12 protein-coding genes are annotated in these 16,622 nt (G+C 72.9%); 5 read left to right on the forward strand and 7 right to left on the reverse strand.

Annotated features, from left to right (window positions below):
• Positions 1 to 36: 36 nt before the first annotated feature.
• The 3 genes from WME83_RS17470 to WME83_RS17480 all read right to left on the reverse strand — a co-directional run bounded on the left by WME83_RS17470 (position 37) and on the right by WME83_RS17480 (position 3,722).
• Positions 37 to 1,215, reverse strand: coding sequence for an acyl-CoA dehydrogenase family protein (locus WME83_RS17470; RefSeq protein ID WP_437320417.1), 1,179 nt, complete (start codon positions 1,213 to 1,215; stop codon positions 37 to 39).
• Between the two features lie 124 nt (positions 1,216 to 1,339).
• On the reverse strand, positions 1,340 to 2,773 hold the full coding sequence (locus WME83_RS17475) for a serpin family protein (protein ID WP_437320418.1): 1,434 nt from the start codon (positions 2,771 to 2,773) through the stop codon (positions 1,340 to 1,342).
• Between the two features lie 67 nt (positions 2,774 to 2,840).
• On the reverse strand, positions 2,841 to 3,722 hold the full coding sequence (locus tag WME83_RS17480; protein ID WP_437320419.1) for a hypothetical protein: 882 nt from the start codon (positions 3,720 to 3,722) through the stop codon (positions 2,841 to 2,843).
• A gap of 465 nt (positions 3,723 to 4,187) precedes the next feature.
• On the opposite strand from WME83_RS17480, the gene WME83_RS17485 reads away from it, so the two are divergent.
• A complete protein-coding gene (locus WME83_RS17485) occupies positions 4,188 to 5,792 on the forward strand; it encodes an alpha-amylase family glycosyl hydrolase (RefSeq protein ID WP_437320420.1) in 1,605 nt (534 codons plus the stop codon).
• A 49-nt stretch (positions 5,793 to 5,841) separates the two neighbouring features.
• On the opposite strand, the gene WME83_RS17490 is transcribed toward WME83_RS17485, so the two are convergent.
• From WME83_RS17490 to WME83_RS17500, 3 genes are all read right to left on the reverse strand, one after another.
• Positions 5,842 to 6,549, reverse strand: coding sequence for a hypothetical protein (locus tag WME83_RS17490; RefSeq protein WP_437320421.1), 708 nt, complete (start codon positions 6,547 to 6,549; stop codon positions 5,842 to 5,844).
• 127 nt (positions 6,550 to 6,676) lie between these two features.
• A complete protein-coding gene (locus tag WME83_RS17495) occupies positions 6,677 to 7,411 on the reverse strand; it encodes a glutathione S-transferase family protein (RefSeq protein ID WP_437320422.1) in 735 nt (244 codons plus the stop codon).
• 89 nt (positions 7,412 to 7,500) lie between these two features.
• The gene (locus WME83_RS17500; RefSeq protein ID WP_437320423.1) at positions 7,501 to 9,189 is read right to left on the reverse strand and encodes an aminotransferase class I/II-fold pyridoxal phosphate-dependent enzyme; all 1,689 of its coding nucleotides are present in this window, start codon (positions 9,187 to 9,189) and stop codon (positions 7,501 to 7,503) included.
• A 384-nt stretch (positions 9,190 to 9,573) separates the two neighbouring features.
• On the opposite strand from WME83_RS17500, the gene WME83_RS17505 reads away from it, so the two are divergent.
• The 4 genes from WME83_RS17505 (at position 9,574) to WME83_RS17520 (ending at position 14,308) form a co-directional block, all read left to right on the forward strand.
• Complete coding sequence (locus WME83_RS17505; RefSeq protein WP_020735460.1) at positions 9,574 to 10,935, forward strand: sigma-54-dependent transcriptional regulator; 1,362 nt, start codon at positions 9,574 to 9,576, stop codon at positions 10,933 to 10,935.
• Between the two features lie 211 nt (positions 10,936 to 11,146).
• A complete protein-coding gene (locus tag WME83_RS17510; protein ID WP_437320424.1) occupies positions 11,147 to 12,466 on the forward strand; it encodes a PhoH family protein in 1,320 nt (439 codons plus the stop codon).
• Between the two features lie 180 nt (positions 12,467 to 12,646).
• On the forward strand, positions 12,647 to 13,702 hold the full coding sequence (locus WME83_RS17515; RefSeq protein ID WP_437320425.1) for a tyrosine/phenylalanine carboxypeptidase domain-containing protein: 1,056 nt from the start codon (positions 12,647 to 12,649) through the stop codon (positions 13,700 to 13,702).
• A gap of 393 nt (positions 13,703 to 14,095) precedes the next feature.
• Entirely contained in the window at positions 14,096 to 14,308 is a 213-nt protein-coding gene (locus tag WME83_RS17520; RefSeq protein ID WP_148313657.1) for a hypothetical protein, read from the forward strand.
• Between the two features lie 183 nt (positions 14,309 to 14,491).
• Here the strand turns inward: WME83_RS17520 and WME83_RS17525 are convergent, their stop codons facing one another.
• On the reverse strand, positions 14,492 to 16,609 hold the full coding sequence (locus WME83_RS17525; RefSeq protein WP_437320426.1) for a RecQ family ATP-dependent DNA helicase: 2,118 nt from the start codon (positions 16,607 to 16,609) through the stop codon (positions 14,492 to 14,494).
• Positions 16,610 to 16,622 lie beyond the last annotated feature (13 nt).

The raw sequence follows: 16,622 nt of genomic DNA on the forward strand, positions 1-16,622 counted from the left end.
CGCGCGCGGCGGGCGCGGCGTACGGGCGCGCTCGGCTCAGGTCCAGAAGCCGGTCGGCTGGCCGAGGAGCGCGGCGCCGGCCTGGCCGAACCACCCCTCCGCGGCGGCGGCGTGTTGAGAGAAGGTGTGGATGTCCCGGAACCGCCGCTGCACGGGCGAGGCGTTCCGGGCGACGCCGCCCCCGCCGGCCTGATAGCAGGCGTCCACGGCGCGGGCCGCCACCTCCGTCACCCAGGCCAGCGCGCCCGAGATCCGCGGCGCCATCGCCAGGGCGGCGCCGGGGTCGTTCACGCACGCGGCCCAGAACTCTTCCCCCGTGTCGCGCAGCAGGGCGCGGGCGGCGCGCACGCTCGTCTCCGCGCGGCCGAGGTGCACCTGGAACACCGGCGAGTCGGCGAGCTGGGCGCGCGCGTACAGCCGCTTCTTGCCCGAGCTCGCGAGCGCCACGATGTCGTCGAGCGCGCCCTGGGCGATGCCCACCGCCACGGCCCCCATGTGGAGCACGAAGTGCAGGACCGGCGCGACGAACCCCGGGCCCGGCACCGACGGCTGGCCCTGGAAGATATCGAAGCTGTGCTCCGCGGGGCAGTACGCCCCTTCCATCATGATGTCGTGGCTGCCCGTGCCGCGCAGGCCCAGCACGGACCAGGTGTCGATGATGCGCACCTCGCTCGCGGGGAACAGCATGCCCCGCATCTCTGGCATTTCGCGCGCATCGCCCGCGGGGCCCATCCGGGGGCGGCCGCCGTCGAGGATCACGCAGTTCCCGAACAGCCAGCTGGCGTGCTCGCAGCCGCTCGCGAAGCTCCAGCGCCCGGTGACGCGATAGCCGCCCTCGGCCGCGTGGGCCTCGCCCTGCGCGTTGAAGCCGCCGCCGATGATCACGTCCGGCCCGCCCGCGTAGACGGCGTCGAAGCGCTCGCGCGACAGGAGCGCGAAGAGGTGCGGGCTCTCCGAGCCGATCATCACCGTCCAGCCGGTGGCCCCGTCCGCCCGGGCGAGCGTCTCCAGGACGTCCATCCCCGTGCGCAGATCCACCTCGTGGCCGCCATGGCTCCTCGGCAGGAACATCCGGAAGCAGCCCGCGGCCTTGAGCTGCCCGAGCAGGTCCGCCGGGAGGCGCCGCGCCTCCTCGATCTCCGCGCTCCGCGCGGCGATCGCGGGGGCCAGGTCACGGACCGCATGCAGCACCTTCGCACCGTCGTCGTTCTTCATCGCTCGCTCCTTGGCGTCGAGGGGTGGCGGAGCCGGCGTAGGCCCCGGCAAAACGGCGCATCGTACCGCGGTTCCCCTGCGCGGCGCGGACATTCGGCGTCCCTCGGCAGGGCCGCCGATCGGGTCACCGCGGATCGGTCACGCGGCCCATGAACAGCACGGCGCCGGTCGCCACGTCGCGGATCAGGAACGCGAACGGGTGATCCGCGCGGAACACCTGCGGCGGCGCCGGGGCCGCCCGCGTCGACACGACGACGCCCGTTGCCGCGGCGGCCTCGGTCCCTTCCTCGTTGACCTCCACGAACGCCTTGTGCCGGACCTGCGAGAGGAAGAGCGGCTCCGCCCTCGTGATCCCGGAGAAATCGGCCTTCGCCGCGTCGAACGCGAGCGGCATGCCGAGCCCCGCCAGCGCCTTCGAGAGCTCGAACTCCGCGGTCATCTTGAAGCGCGGCAGCGCCACGTCGACCCGCGCCGGCTGGAGCGCCTCCACGTACGCCTTGAGCTGCCCGGCCGAGAGGCGCTGCTCCACCTTGGGAAGCCCGTCCGCCTGCGCGGGCAGGATGACGACCATGGCCAGGGGGCGCTCGGGGTCCTGCGCCTCGTAGGCGAGCTCCAGCACCGAAGCGTCGTCGACCTGCCCGAAGCGCGCCTTGAGCGTCTTGCGCATCATCGGCACCGCCGGCGCCGTGCCGGGCTTCACCGTGAACGGCTCGTTCTTGGTCGCCTGCTTGTCGAAGGGCGTCGCCCATCTCCCCTTGAAGTAAATGGCGTTCGTGAGGACGAGCCGCGTGAGGGGCGTGATGCTGCCCGCCGGCATCAGGTCTTTGATCTTCGCGTTCGTCTGCTCGTCGACCCATCGGTTGATGCGCCCTCGCGCCTGCTCGCTCGCGCCCTTGAAGTCGACGAGCTCGATCCCCGCCCCGTAATGCTGCTGGGTGGCGCTCTGGAACGCGGGCTCGATCGGCAGCCCGGCCTGGCCCCACAGACGGTTGGCGATCCGGAGCTCGGGCGCCTTGGGGTCCGCCTGCGTGAGCTGCTTGACGAGCCCGCCGAACGCGGGGTGCAGCGCCTCGGGCGGGAGGGTGAACTCGAGCGCCTTCGCCATCTGGGCCGCCGTCTCGCCCCGGGCGCCGGCGTAGGTCATGGCCAGCGCGGTCGAGACGCTCGCCGGCGAGAAGAAGAGCTTGCCTGTCGTGCCGGCGAGCGCGCCGTAGAGCCGCTGCGCGAACGCTGCGTTCGCGTCGGCGAAGCCCGCGCCGGGCGGCTGCGCGTCCGGGGCGGGCTGGCTCGGGCCCGGGGCCGGCGCCTCGGCCGCCGGCTTCGGGCCGGGGCAGACGTGCTCCCAGCGACACGCCCCGCCCTCGGCGCGCGCGCACTGCGGGGCGGCGGTGGAGCCGTCGTCGCAGATGCGGGCGATCTTCGCGAGCGGGCCGCAGTCGGCCGGCTGGCACGCGGGGGCGTCCGGGGTCGAAGCGGGCGGCGGGGCGTGGCTCTGGGCCTGGCACCCGAGTCCGAGGAGGCTGCACAGCGCGGCGGCGAACAGGAACCGTTGGGCCATGCCGCTTCGGTACCAGCGCCCAAGGCCGCTGGGAAGCCCGACCCCGAGGCGACGTCGCCGGCGCCGCTCAGAAGTTGTGGATGAACGTGAACCGGCCAGCGATCTTGTCGTTGAGCTGGCTCTCCTTCTGCGTCTCGTAGCCGAGGTAGAGGAGCAGCTTGTTCCCCGTGCCGTAGTTCAGCCCGATCACGCCGCCGATCTGCAGGCTGGCGAGGCCGGTGTTGTCGATAGCCTCCTCGTTCACGCCGGCCGTGGCCGGATCGTCCGCGGCGAGCACGACCTCGTTGAGGTCGACCGAGAGCTCGAGGTGCGGGCCGATGCCGAAGTCGTCGGTCGGATAGAAGAGGAGGAAGTCCCTCGAGTAGAGGTAGTTCTGGACGCTCTCGTTGAACATGCTGGAGAACGATCCGAGGATCCACGACTCGAAATACACCGGCTTCGCGTCGATGTAGGTGAACAGCTGCGGGGCGACCAGCGCCGCCGGCTGCTGCGTCACGAAGTTGAACGCGAAGCCCACCATCGGATTGATGGTGACCGGACCGAACGTGAAGGCGGGGCCGATGTCGAACTCGGCGGTTCCCAGCGTGGTGAGATAGATGTCGCTCGAGAGGCTGATCGGGCCGAGCTGGTGCGAGGCGCCGGCCCAGACCTGGAGACCGAGGTTGTCCGCGTCGACCCGGAACCAGCTCGGGATCTGGCTCGGCGCCGGCGGCGGCTCTCCGACCGGCTCGGTGGTGCCCGGCGCCGGCGTGGCGGGCGCCGCCTGGCCGCCCGTCGCCGCGTCGCCCGCCGTCGCGGTCGGCTCTGCCGGGGGCGCTGGCGCAGGGGTGTCCGCGGGGGCCGCCGCGGCGCCCGGATCAGCCGGGGGCGGCGCGGGATCCTGAGCCCAGGCGGCCGGCGACGCGAGCAAGCCCACGACGCACGCGAGCGCCGAGCAACATTTCCCCATAACGTTCTCGATCATTGGAACTGCCTCCTCTGCGCGACATGAGGTGAAAGCAACATGAAACGTGAGAGCAACACGGAGCGTAACGGCAGCGGGACGACAGTAACGTAGTCGAGAGCGCTTAGGCAAAGCCGTTGTGCAGGGGCGCGAGCGATCGACGCCGCGCCCGCGCTCCTGGGCGGCGCGCTCGCCGCCCCCGCCGCGGCCGAGGCGGCGCGCTCGCCGCCGCCCGCGCCCGCCGAACGCCGCAGCCGAGGCGGGGCGCGGCTCGTCCATCGCACCGCGGCCGGCGCTGCAGGCATGGCGCGGGCGATCGGGCGGAGCGCAGCGCGCGGGCCGTGCGGCCGGTAGGCTACATCACGTCCGGGCGCACCGCCGGCCGAGGCGGCGAGCGCTCCGTGCCGCGGGCGCGACGTGCTATGTTCGCGCCGCGAATCGACCGCGAAACGACCGAACGGAGCGCCCGACATGCTCGATGCACGGTGGTGGCAGCGCGGGATTGTCTACCAGATCTACCCGCGCTCGTTCATGGACTCGAACGGCGACGGCATCGGCGATCTGCGCGGCATCCGGTCGCGCCTCTCGTACCTGGCGTGGCTCGGCGTCGACGCGATCTGGATCTCTCCCATCTACACATCGCCGATGGCCGACTTCGGTTACGACGTGTCGGACTACCGCGGCATCGACCCCCGCTTCGGCACGCTGGACGATTTCGACGCGCTCGTCCGCGACGCGCACGGCCTGGGCCTCAAGGTCATCCTGGATTTCGTGCCGAACCACACCTCGGATCAGCACCCCTGGTTCGTCGAGTCGCGCGCGTCGCGCGAGAGCGCGAAGCGCGGCTGGTACCTCTGGCGCGATCCGGCGCCGGACGGCGGCCCGCCCACGAACTGGCTCAGCGAGTTCGGGGGCCCTGCGTGGGAGTCGGACGCGGCGACAGGGCAGTATTACTACCACGCGTATCTGAAGGAGCAGCCCGACCTCGACTGGCGCAACCCCGAGGTGCGCGACGCGATGCTCTCGGTGATGCGCTTCTGGCTCGATCGCGGCGTGGACGGGTTCCGCGTGGACACGATTCACCACCTCATCAAGGACAGCGAGCTCCGCGACAACCCGCCGAACCCGCACTGGAGGCCCGGCATGCCCCCGCACCGCAAGCTCCTCCGGCTGTACACGACCGATCGCCCGGAGGTGCACGAGGCCGTCGCCGCCATGCGCCGCGTGCTCGACGACTACGACGATCGGGTGCTGATCGGCGAGGCCTACCTGCCGTTCGATCGGCTGATGGCCTATTACGGACAGGACCTCTCCGGCATGCACCTGCCCTTCAACTTCCACCTCATCGGCGCGCCCTGGGACGCGCGGGCGATCGCGGAGATCGTGCGCGAGTACGAGGCGGCGCTGCCGGAGGGCGCGTGGCCGAACTGGGTGCTCGGCAACCACGACAAGCCGCGCATCAAGAGCCGCGTCGGCGCCGCCCAGGCGCGCGTCGCCGCGATGCTGCTGCTCACGCTCCGCGGCACCCCGACGCTCTACTACGGCGACGAGATCGGGATGTGCGATGTCCCGATCGCGCCCGGCGAGGTGCAGGACCCGTTCGAGAAGAACGTGCCCGGCCTCGGCGTCGGGCGCGACCCGGAGCGCACGCCCATGCAGTGGGGCGGCGGCGCTGGCTGTGGCTTCACCGCCGGCAGGCCGTGGCTGCCGCTCGCGCCCGACGCCGATCGCAACAACGTCGAGGCGCTGCGCGGCGATCCGGGCTCGATCCTCTCGCTCTACCGCGCGCTCATCGCCCTCCGGCGGGCCGAGCCGGCGCTCGCCGTCGGCGCCTACGCGCCGCTCGCCGCGGGCGAGGACGTGCTGGCCTACGCGCGCGAGCACGGCGGCCGCCGGCTCCTCGTCCTGCTCAACCTGTCGTCGCACCCGCGCCGTCTGGCGCTGGCCGCCGGCGCCGGAGGGGCGCGCGTCCTGCTCTCCACCGGGCTCGATCGGGCAGGGGAGCGGCTCGACGAGGCCGCCGAGCTGCGCCCGGACGAGGGGCTGATCGCCGAGGCCCAGGGCGCGCCGGGCTGAGGGGGCCTGCGCTCGGGCCCCGGGCGATGCCTCGGGGCGGCGCGCCGCCTCAGAGGGGGATGTACTGGATGCCCGCGGCCGCCCCGAGCGACGCGGCCGCGGCGGCCCCGACGAGGAGCAGCGTCGTGACCAGGAGCGTCCCTTCGATCTCGTCCGTGACCAGGTCGTCCACGCCCTGGGCGACCTCGTCCCGCACCTTGACCAGATCGATGCCGCCCTTCTGGTGGGCCTCGTTCCGGAAGCGCGCCAGCGTCAGCGCCTCGATGCTCTTGAGCAGCTGCGCCTCGATCTTGCGCCGCAAGATCCCCCGCAGGCCGCCCCCTTGCGGCGCCGCCTGCACCCTGTGGATCACCGCGAGGCGCAGCCGCTTCACCGCCTCGTTGATCGGCACGCCCTCCACCGCCTGCGCCACCCGCCCGCCGCGCGCGCCCACCTCGGCCTCATCCGAGACGCCGAGCAGCCGCTCGAACACCGCGGTCACGAGCATCCCGCCGAGGCGCTTCGACCGCACGACCTGCAGGACGCCGGCGCCGAGCGCCCGCTTCCACGAGAGGGTGAAGCCGACCACGGCAGAGAGCGCGAGCGCCACGATCGCCGCGAGCGCCCCGCGCAGCGCCGAGCCGTCCGCCGCGATCGCATAGGAGGACCCGGCGAGGACGACCGCCAGGAGCGACATGGTCGCGGCGGTCAGGAAGAACGCGCGGAGCGCGGGCCCCAGCGCCGCGCCGACACCTTGCATGAACGGTCGGAGATCCATGATCGCCCAGCTCACCACGGCCGCGGTCCGGCGAAAATGCCGAACGCGGCGGCGATCGCCGCGATCGCGAGGGCGCGGGGATCCGCGGGGCGCGGCGCCGGCGCGCGGCGTCGGCGCGCGCCGCGGCTTACCGGAGGTGGTCGCGGTAGAACCGATCCCGGAAATCGAAGAAGCGGGCGAGGGCGGGGTCCTCGGTGATTCTGCGCACCGACGTGCCCGCGAGCTCCGGCTTGAAGAGGTGCTTCGACGGCGGGAACTTGAGCGGATAAACGAGGGCCACGGCGGCGACGTCGGCGAGCGACGGCGCGTCGCCGACGAGGTACGCCGAGCCCTCGAGGCGAGCGCACAGCTCGGCGAGGGTCGTGCGCACGGCGCGCTCCGCGGCGTCGAGCCACCGCTCCACGGCGCCCACCCGCGCCTCGGCCAGCGGGAGGACGGCCGCCAGGGCGCCGAGCCCGGCGTGCGCGAACGGCCCCATCGCGGCGCCCAGCGCGTCCAGGTAGTGCTCCTCGCGGAGGCCGCGGCGCAGCAAGCAGAAGGGCGCGTACTTTCCGAGCGTATCGTCGAGGTGCGCCTCCAGGGCGAGGACCTCGCGCCGCTGCTCCGGATCGTCGGGGAGCAGGCGCCGCCTCTCGGGGAAGGTGCGCTCCAGGTAGAGCGCGATCTCGGTGGAGTCCGCGACGACCGCGCCGTCGTGCTCGATCACCGGGAGCTTGCGCTGGCCCGAGAGGCGGTAGATGGCGATCTGCTCGGGACCGGGCTTGTGCTCCTCGATCCGGTAGTCGAGCCCCTTGAAGTCGAGGGCAGCCCGGGCCTTCTCGGAGAAGTGACTGAGCGGGAAGCGATGGAGGACGATCGTCATCGCCCCTCGATACCACGGGCGGGCGGGGGCGGAGGCGCCTCGGGGCCCGCCCGCGCGCGACCGGCGAGCCCGACGGCGCGGCGCTCGGCTCAGATCACGCCGAACTTCTTGCCGACCTTCTCGAACGCCTCGAGCGCGTGATCGAGGTGCTTGCGCTCGTGGGTCGCCATGTAGCTCGTGCGGAGGACCTGCTGCTTCGGCGGGACGCCCGGCGTGATGAACGGGTTCACGTAGAGCGAGTAGTCGTCGAGGAGCGACTTCCACATCATGACGGTCTTGAGGTCGTCGCGGATGTAGATCGGGATCACGGCCGTCTCGGTCTTGCCGAGCTCGAAGCCGAGCCGCTGCAGCTCCGTGCGCATGTAGGTGAAGTTCTCGCGGAGCTTCTCCTGCCGCCACGGCTCCTCCTGCATGACCTCGAGCGAGGCCATGGCCGCCGCGACGCAGGGCGGCGCCGCGCTCGCCGCGAAGAGGAAGCTGTAGGCGAAATGCTGAATGTAATCGAGCACCTTGCGCTCGCCGACGAGCCAGCCGCCGATCGAGGCGAGCGACTTCGAGAAGGTGCCGCCGATGAGGTCGACCTCCTTGCCGAGGCCGAAGTGCGCGGCGGTGCCGCGGCCGCCCGGGCCGATGACGCCGAGGGCGTGCGCGTCGTCGACCAGGAGCCGCGCCTTGTGCTTCTTCACCACCTCGACGATCCCGGGCAGGTTCGCGATCTCGCCCTGGGCGCTGAAGACGCCGTCGGTGATGACGAGCGCCCCCTCGGTGTCGGCGATCTCGGAGAGCGCGCTGTCGAGCGCCGCGGGGTCGCTGTGCTTGTAGCGGACCATCCGGGCTCCGGCCGCCTGCGCGAGCCGCACGCCGTCGTAGATCGACGCGTGATCGTCCTTGTCGATGATCGCGACGCTCCGCTTGTTGCTGAGGAGCGCCGAGATCGTCGCGATGTTCACCTGGTAGCCGGTCGTGAACACGAGCCCCGCCTCCTTGCCGTGGTAGGCGGCGAGCTTCTCCTCGAGCTCGTTGTGGAGGCGCATCGAGCCGTTCACGAGCCGCGAGCCGGTCATGCTCGTGCCGTACTTGTCGATGGCGTTCCGCGCCGCTTCCCGCACCTTCGGGTGGGTCGTCAGCCCGAGGTAGTTGTTCGAGCCGAGCATGATCACGGTGCGCCCCTCGAGCTGCGCCTCGGGGCCGTTGTTGAAGTCGAGCGGGCGGAAGAAGGGGTAGACCCCCATGGCGCGGGCGTTGTCCGCGGTCATGAACTTGTACGCCTTCTCGAACACGTCGCGCCCGCCGATCCGCGCGAGCGACGTCCGCGCCGCCATCTGGGTCGCGAGCTGCTGCTCGGCCGCCGCCGCCACGTAGGTGCCCGCGCCGTTCGCGCCGGCGCCGTTCACGGCCGCGCCGTTCGCGCCGACGCCGTTCACGTGCGGGCGGGCGGCGGCCCGCTCGGACGGGGCGCTCGCCGCCTCCTCCACGGCCGACAGCCCCGCGGCGCCCGCGGCGCGCGCGGACGGCCGCGGCGACGCCGCGCGGGCCGGCGTCGCCCCGTGGACGCCGGCCTCGTCGTCGAGCGCCGGATCGATGTTCGGGAGCGCGTGCCCGTTCAGCAGGATGTCCCACGCCTCCGCGGCCCGCTCCCGGGCGGCGCGCAGGCGGTTCTTCGCATCCATGACCCCGGTGGCGAGCCGCATCACGCGATCGTTGCTGACGACTCGGACGACCGTGCTCGACGAGGCGAGCTTCTTTGCTTGGTCGACCAGACGATCCTTCATGCTCATGCCCTGGCTCCTCACGCGATCGGTTAAGGGACGCGGTCCTGCCCGCGAAGGCCGCTCCGGCGTATCACGTCGGGCCGCGCGCGGCCCTGCTCGCTTCCGGTGCGCGTCGCCGCTAAAGCAGCCTGCGCGACCTGCGTCAACGGGAACAGCCCCGCGCGCCCGCCGCGGAGCACGGCCGCCGCGCAGGCGCATCCCGCGTCGCGCAGCGGCCTTCGCGCGGTGCGCGTCGCCCTTCGCAGAGCCCGCCCGCCGCCCTGTCGTCCCCCCGACACCGCACCCCGCGTTCGAGGTCGGCTCCCCGCGGATGGCCGCACCGCGGCATACGGCAATGTGCAACTCGTTGCGGAGTGATGCGCGCCGGTGTAGGAAAAGTTTTCAGGGTCTATGCGCCGCGTCCTAGTCGTCGACGACGAAGAAAACCTGCGCCTCGTGGTGCGCACGTTCCTCAAGCGGGATGGCTATGAGGTCGAGGCGGTCTCGAGCGGCGAGGAGGCGCTCGCGATGGTCGAGACGTTCGGGCCCGACGTGATCCTCACCGACGTCCGGATGCCCAGGATGGGCGGCCTCGACCTCCTGGCGACGCTCAAGGCGAAGGGGAACGAGGCCACGGTCATCGTGATGAGCGCCTACGGCAACGTCGACATGGCCATCGAGGCGATGAAGGCGGGCGCGTACGATTACATCCAGAAGCCGTTCAAGGCCGAGGAGGTGCTGCTCACGCTCCGCAAGGCCGAGGAGCGGGAGGCGCTCCGCCGCGAGAACCGCGCGCTGCGCCAGGAGATCCGGCGGGAGAACCTGTTCGAGGAGATCCTCGCGAAGAGCCCGCCGATGCAGGCGATCTTCAAGACGATCGCGAAGGTCGCCGACTACAAGACCACGGCGCTCATCACGGGCGAGAGCGGGGTCGGCAAGGAGCTCGTGGCCCGGGCGATCCACCGGAGGTCCGGCCGCCGCGGCGGGCCGTTCGTCGCGGTCAACTGCGGGGCCATCCCGGAGAACCTGCTGGAGAGCGAGCTCTTCGGGTACAAGCGGGGCGCGTTCACCGACGCGGTGAACGACAGGGCGGGGCTGTTCGAGCAGGCGAACCACGGCACGCTGCTGCTCGACGAGATCGGCGAGCTGCCGCTCTCGCTCCAGGTGAAGCTGCTCCGGGTGCTCCAGGAGGAGACGATCCGCCGCCTGGGTGACAACAAGGACATCAAGGTCGACGTCCGCATCCTCGCGGCGACGCACCGCGACCTCCTGGCCGAGACGCAGGCCGGCCGGTTCCGCGAGGACCTCTTCTACCGGATCAACGTGCTCCCGATCGCGATCCCGCCGCTCCGGGAGCGGCGGGAGGACATCCCGATCCTCATGGATCACTTCCTCGCGAGGAACAACGCGCGGTTCGGCATCAACATCCGCGGCTTCGAGCCCGAGGCGCGGCGGCTGCTCCTGGAGTACCGGTGGCCGGGCAACGTCCGGGAGCTGGAGAACACCGTCGAGCGCGCCATGGTGCTCTGCGAGGGCGAGCGCATCGGCGAGGCCGACCTGCCCGAGCGGATCCGCGAGGCGCGCGACCCGATCCAGATGCAGCTGACGAGCGGCGAGCTGTCGATCAAGAAGACGTCGCGCGTCATCGAGGAGATCCTCATCCGGCGCGCGCTCCAGAAGACGAAGGGCAACCGGACCAAGGCCGCCGAGGTGCTGGAGATCAGCCACCGGGCGCTGCTCTACAAGATCAAGGACTACCGGATCGATCTGTGACGGCGGCGACCCGCCTGGAATCTGACGTAGACGATGGAGACGCCGCGGGCGCGCTGGCGATCTTCCGGATCCGGCCGAGTCGAAGCGCGGTATTTCTTCTGATGTCGGCGAGGAGCTCCCGCCGATCTCCAGATGGCGACATCCCCGGGCGGGCGGCGCAACACGCTCTTGCGCCCGTCGCCTCAGGCGGCTACGCCGTCGCGCTCCCCCTATGAAGAAGAATTACGTCCTCGACGCGAACGTCCTGCTCCACGATCCCCACGCGATCTTCAAGTTCGAGGACAACGACGTCATCATCCCGATCTACGCGATCGAGGAGATCGACCAGTTCAAGCGGGAGGGCTCCGAGCGCGGGCGCAACGCGAGGACGATCGCCCGGCTGCTCGACGAGGTCCGCGGCGCCGGCACGCTCGCGACCGGCGTGCTCCTGGAGAGCGGCGGCACCCTGCGGATCGCGATCCCGGAGCGGCGGCCGGAGCTGCTCGTGGGGCTGGAGTCGGGCTCGCAGGACAACGCCATCCTGCAGACGGCGATCGACATCCGCGACCGGCACAAGGACCGGCCGACCATCTTCGTGACCATGGACACGAACCTCCGGATCCGCGCCGACGCGCTCGGGATCCCGGCGGAGACGTACGAGAACCAGCGGGTGCACGATCCGGCCATCGAGCAGTCGGTGGTGGAGCTCGAGGTGCCCGGCGCCGAGGTCGACGCGTTCTTCCAGAACGGCTTTCTCGCCGGCGCCAACCTCGCGGATCTCTTGCCGAATTCGGCGGTGCTCCTCCGCGACGCGGGGGCGCCGAGCCACACGGCGCTCGGGCGCTTCGACGCGGCGCGCGGGCAGATCGTCGCGCTCCGCGTCGGGCGGGAGGGGGTGATGGGGGTCCGGCCGCGCAACAAGGAGCAGGCCTTCGCGCTCGACCTCCTGCTCGACGATTCCGTCCGGCTGATCACGCTCATCGGCAAGGCGGGGACGGGCAAGACGCTCCTGGCGCTCGCCGCGGCGCTCAAGCGGACGACGGAGGACAACGCCTACAGCCGGCTGCTCGTGAGCCGGCCGATCATGCCGCTCGGGCGCGATCTGGGCTTCCTTCCGGGCGACGTGGACGAGAAGCTGAACCCGTGGATGCAGCCGATCTTCGACAACCTCGAGTTCCTGTTCTCGAACGGCGGCACGAAGCCGGGGCGCGACGCGCGCGGCTTCGTGGAGCTCCTGGAGAGCGGGCGCATCCAGGTCGAGCCGCTGACCTACATCCGCGGGCGCAGCCTGCCGCACCAGTACCTCATCGTGGACGAGGCCCAGAACCTCACCCCGCACGAGGTGAAGACGATCATCACCCGGTGCGGCGAGGGGACCAAGATCGTGCTGACGGGCGATCCGCAGCAGATCGACAACCCGTACGTGGATCACGCGTCGAACGGCCTGCTCGTGGTGGCGGAGCGGTTCCGGCGCGAGCGCATCGCGGGGCACGTGGTGCTCGCCAAGGGCGAGCGCAGCGAGCTCGCGGAGCTCGCGGCGAACCTGCTCTGACGCGCGCGGCAGGGGGCGCGCGGCGCGTTCGCGCGGCGAGCAGGACGGGAGCAAGCGGCGTGGGGGCGAGCAGGACAGGGGCGACCGGGGCGAGAGCCAGCGGGGCGGGGGCGAGCGTGAAAGGGGCAGCGGAGCGTGGCGCGGCGTCCTCGGGCTAGGCCCGCCGGGCCGCCGGCCTGGGTGCCGGACGCGGATCGGCTCCTCGGCGCCGCCGCGCGGCGGATCCGCGTGGTCGGCTCGAGCACGCCGGTGAACCTCGTCGAGGAGCTCGCGCGGCTCGCCGCCGCGTGGGGCAAGGGGGGCGGGGAGGTGCCGCGGTTCGTCTACGCGCCCGCGCAGGACCACAGCGATCTCCGGATGGCGATGGACACGGCGGCCGAGCGGCTCGCGGATCTGGGGGAGCTCGGCGCGGTCTACGCCGGGCGCGCCCTCGAGCTCGCCGCGGAGGCCGCGATCTGCGAGGTCGCGGGCGGGGCGGGGTGCTGGGCCGCCGCGCGCCGCCGCTACGCCGCGCGCGACGCGTTCGACGCGCAGGCGGACGCGCTCGCCGCGGCCTGGGTCGAGCAGGGCGCGGGCGCGACCGCGGGCGACGAGGAGCGGGTGCGGAGCGACGACGCGCGCTCGCCCCGGTCGCTCGTGTCGCGGATGCGGCGCGAGATCGGGGCGCGGCGCCTGCCGCTCCGGGTCGTGATCGCCGACATCGCGCCGCTCGCCGCGACGGGCGACGGGGTGATCCAGGTCGCGCGGGGGCGCATGCTCACGCGCGACGACGTGGAGCGCACCGTGCTGCACGAGATCGAGGGGCACGCGGCGCCGGGCGTGCGCGCCGCGGCGCTCCCGCTCGGGATCTTCGCGATCGGGACGGCGAACGGCGGCGACGACCAGGAGGGCTGGGCGCTCGCCCGCGAGCGCGCCGCGGGGTACCTGGTCGGCGCCCGCCGCGTCGAGCTCGGGCTGCGCCACCTCGCCGCGCGCAGCGTCGAGCGCGGCGCCAGCTTCGTCGAGACCGCGCGGCTGCTCGAGGCGCGCGGCGCGCGCTCCACCGCCGATGCCCTGCGCATCGCGGCGCGGGTCCACCGGGGCGGCGGCCTGGCGCGGGAGGTCGTCTATCTGCCGGCGCTGCTGCGGGTCGAGGCGATGCTCCTGGAGCAGCCGGCGCTCGGCGACGTGCTCTCCTCGGGCAGGGTCTCCGTGGGCGCCGCGGCGTCGCTTGCGTCTTGGGCGCGGGTGAGCTGAGGAGGGCCGCGGCGGCCCGGTCCGGCGTCGCTTGCGCCCGGGGCGCGGTCGAGCGGAAGGCCGCGGTTGCCGGGTGATCCGTGGTTGTCCGGCTCACGCGGGAGCATGGGAAGCCGGGAAGAAAAGTCCGATCGTCCCCTGAACTTCCTATCTTCCCGCCACGCCGATCCGATGAAATGGAGGCGCAGCGGGTCGGGCGAGGAGCGGAGAGAAAGGGGGCTGCGTGAAGGGAAGGATCACTTCGGCCGTGCGAGCACGGCATGGAACGCGCTTGTCGTGTCCGCTGGCGAGCGCGGCGCCGCGCGCGCGCGATCGCGCCCGGCGGGGCCGCGCGGCGCGCGGAGGTGGCTCCGGGGGCGCGCGGCTCGGACGGGCCAGCGGGCGGAGGGGGGCATGAACTCGAAGAAGGCCATGGAACGGGAATCCAGGCGGCCGCCGAGGGGAGGCGAGGCCCCGGCGGTGGTCCTCAAGGACGATCTCCACGTCGTGGATCTCGGCGCCGGCGTGATGCTCGACGTGTTCATCAACGTCGAGGGCCGGCTCACCACCTTCGTGAGCCTGGATGGCCAGCTGATCGCGGAGCTCCGCGTCGCGGGCCACGCGTGAAGCGCGCGCCCGGGTTCGACCCGGTCGACGAAGACGCCGCTCACGTTCATCGAACGAGAGGTGAGCCGCCAAGGACGGCAAGAACGCCGAGAACGCCACGAAGAGAATGAAATCTCGGCGTCCTTGGCGCCCTTGGCGGTTCGAATCTCTGCTCTTTCGAGCGGCTTCGACCCGTTCGTCGCTCTAGGCGCCCGAGAACTCCCGCACCACGCGGAGGATGCCCTCGCCGTAGCTCGAGATCTTCGCCTGCCCCATGCCGCGCGCGAGCGCGAGATCGTCGAGCGACGCGGGCCGGATCCGCGCGATCTCCCGGAGCGTCCGGTCGTGCGCGATGATGTAGGCGGGGAGCGATTTCTCCTTGGCCAGCGCGGCCCTGTGGGCGCGCAGCGCCTCGAACAGCGGGACGTCCCGCTCCTCGAGGTCGACCCCGGGCTCCGCCTGCGCGGGCGAGGAGGCGACGGGCGCGGCCGGCGGCCGGTCGTGGGCCGCCGCGGAGGACGCGCGCGCGGCCGGCGCCGGGCGCGCGGCGGGCGAGGGGGCCGCCGGTCGGCGCGGCGGCTTCCGGCGCGCGGCGGGGAGCGGGAGCCGCACCCGGGCGGGCACCTCGCCGCGCATCACGCGCCAGCCCGAGGGCGTGACGAGCGGGACGGGGAACTCGCCGGTGGTGAGATCGATCCAGGCGTTGGCCAGCAGGACCCGCAGGATCGACATGGCCTCGTCGTGGCGCTTCCCCTCGAGGACGCCGAAGGTGGAGAGCCGGTCGAGCCCCATGCGGCGGACGCGCTCGTTCGACTCGCCGATGAGCATCGACGCGATCGCCTGCATCCCGGCGCCGCCCTTCGCCCGCGCGACGCCGGCGAGCGCGCGGCGCACGAGGTCGTTGTCGCGGGCGAGCGCGGCCGGGTCGCTCTCCTCCAGGGCGTCGACCTCGAGGCAGACGTCGCAGTGGCCGCAGCCGCCGAGCGACTCGGCCTCGTCGCCGAAGTAGCGGAGGATGAAGTCGTGCCGGCACGTCGCGGCGTCGATGTAGCGGAGCAGCTCGCGGAAGAGCCCCCACGCGCGCGCGGCGTCGTCGGCGCTGGCCTCGGCGCCCCCCTCGCCGAGCTGGCAGAGCCGGCGGCGCAGCGCGATGTCCGCGGGCGCGAACAGGAGCAGGCCGCGGGCCGGGTCGCCGTCGCGGCCGGCGCGGCCGACCTCCTGGTAATAGGCCTCGATCGACGACGGCGGCTGGGCGTGCACGACGAGGCGCACGTCGGGCCGGTCGATGCCCATGCCGAAGGCGTTCGTAGCGACCACCACGGAGAGGCTGCGATCCGCGAAGCCGGCCGACAGGCGCGCGCGCGACTCGGGGGCGAGGCCGGCGTGGTACGCCTCGGCGTTCCAGCCGGCGTCGCGGAGCGCCTCGGCGAGGCGCTCCGCCCCCTTGCGGGTGGCGGCGTACACGATGCCCGCGCCGCGGGGCCGCCCGGGGTCGCCGAGGGCGTCCAGGAGCGCGCGCGCCGTGAGGCGCCCGGCCTCGCGCGGGCCGTCCACCGCGGAGACCTGCAGGTGGAGGTTGGGCCGGGCGAAGCCGCGCAGGATGACCTTGGGCGGCGGCCCTTCCGGCCCGGGCTCGCCCGCGGCGCCGCCGTCGTCGCCGGGCGAGCTCCGCGGCCAGCCGAGGCGCCGGATGATCTCGTCGCGCGCGTCGGGGGTCGCCGTCGCGGTGCAGGCGAGGACCCGGGGCGGGCGGAGCCGCGCGAGCGCGGCGCCGATGCGCAGGTAGTCGGGCCGGAAGTCGTGCCCCCACTGGACGATGCAGTGCGCCTCGTCGACGGCGACGAGCGAGAGCCGGCTGTCGGCGAGCGCCTCGAGGAAGCCGTCGAAGGCGAGGCGCTCGGGCGCGGCGTAGACGAGCTTGTACTCGCCGCGGCGCAGGGCGGCGAGGCGGCGGCCGTTCTCCTCGCGCGGGAGGCTGGAGGCGACGAACGTCGCGGGGATGCCCCGCGTTTCGAGCGCGCGCACCTGATCTTCCATCAGGGAGATGAGCGGGCTCAGGACGAGCGTCGTGCCGGGCAAGGCGACGGCCGGGAGCTGGTAGCAGAGCGACTTGCCGCCGCCGGTCGGCGCGACGACGAGGACGCGGCCCGCGCCCCCGAGCAGGGCGTCGATCGCCTCGCGCTGCCACGGCCGGAACGACGCGATGCCGAACCGATCCGCGAGCACGGCGTCGATCGACGGGGGCGGGCCCTCCGGGGGGCGCAGCGGGGAAGAGGCGAGGCGCTCGGTCACGATCGGCGAGGGGGGCTCAGCGAAGATCATGGCGGCGGCGTCG

The sequence above is a fragment of the Sorangium sp. So ce385 genome, assembly GCF_051474135.1.
Taxonomy (GTDB): Bacteria; Myxococcota_A; Polyangia; order Polyangiales; family Polyangiaceae; genus Sorangium; species Sorangium cellulosum_D.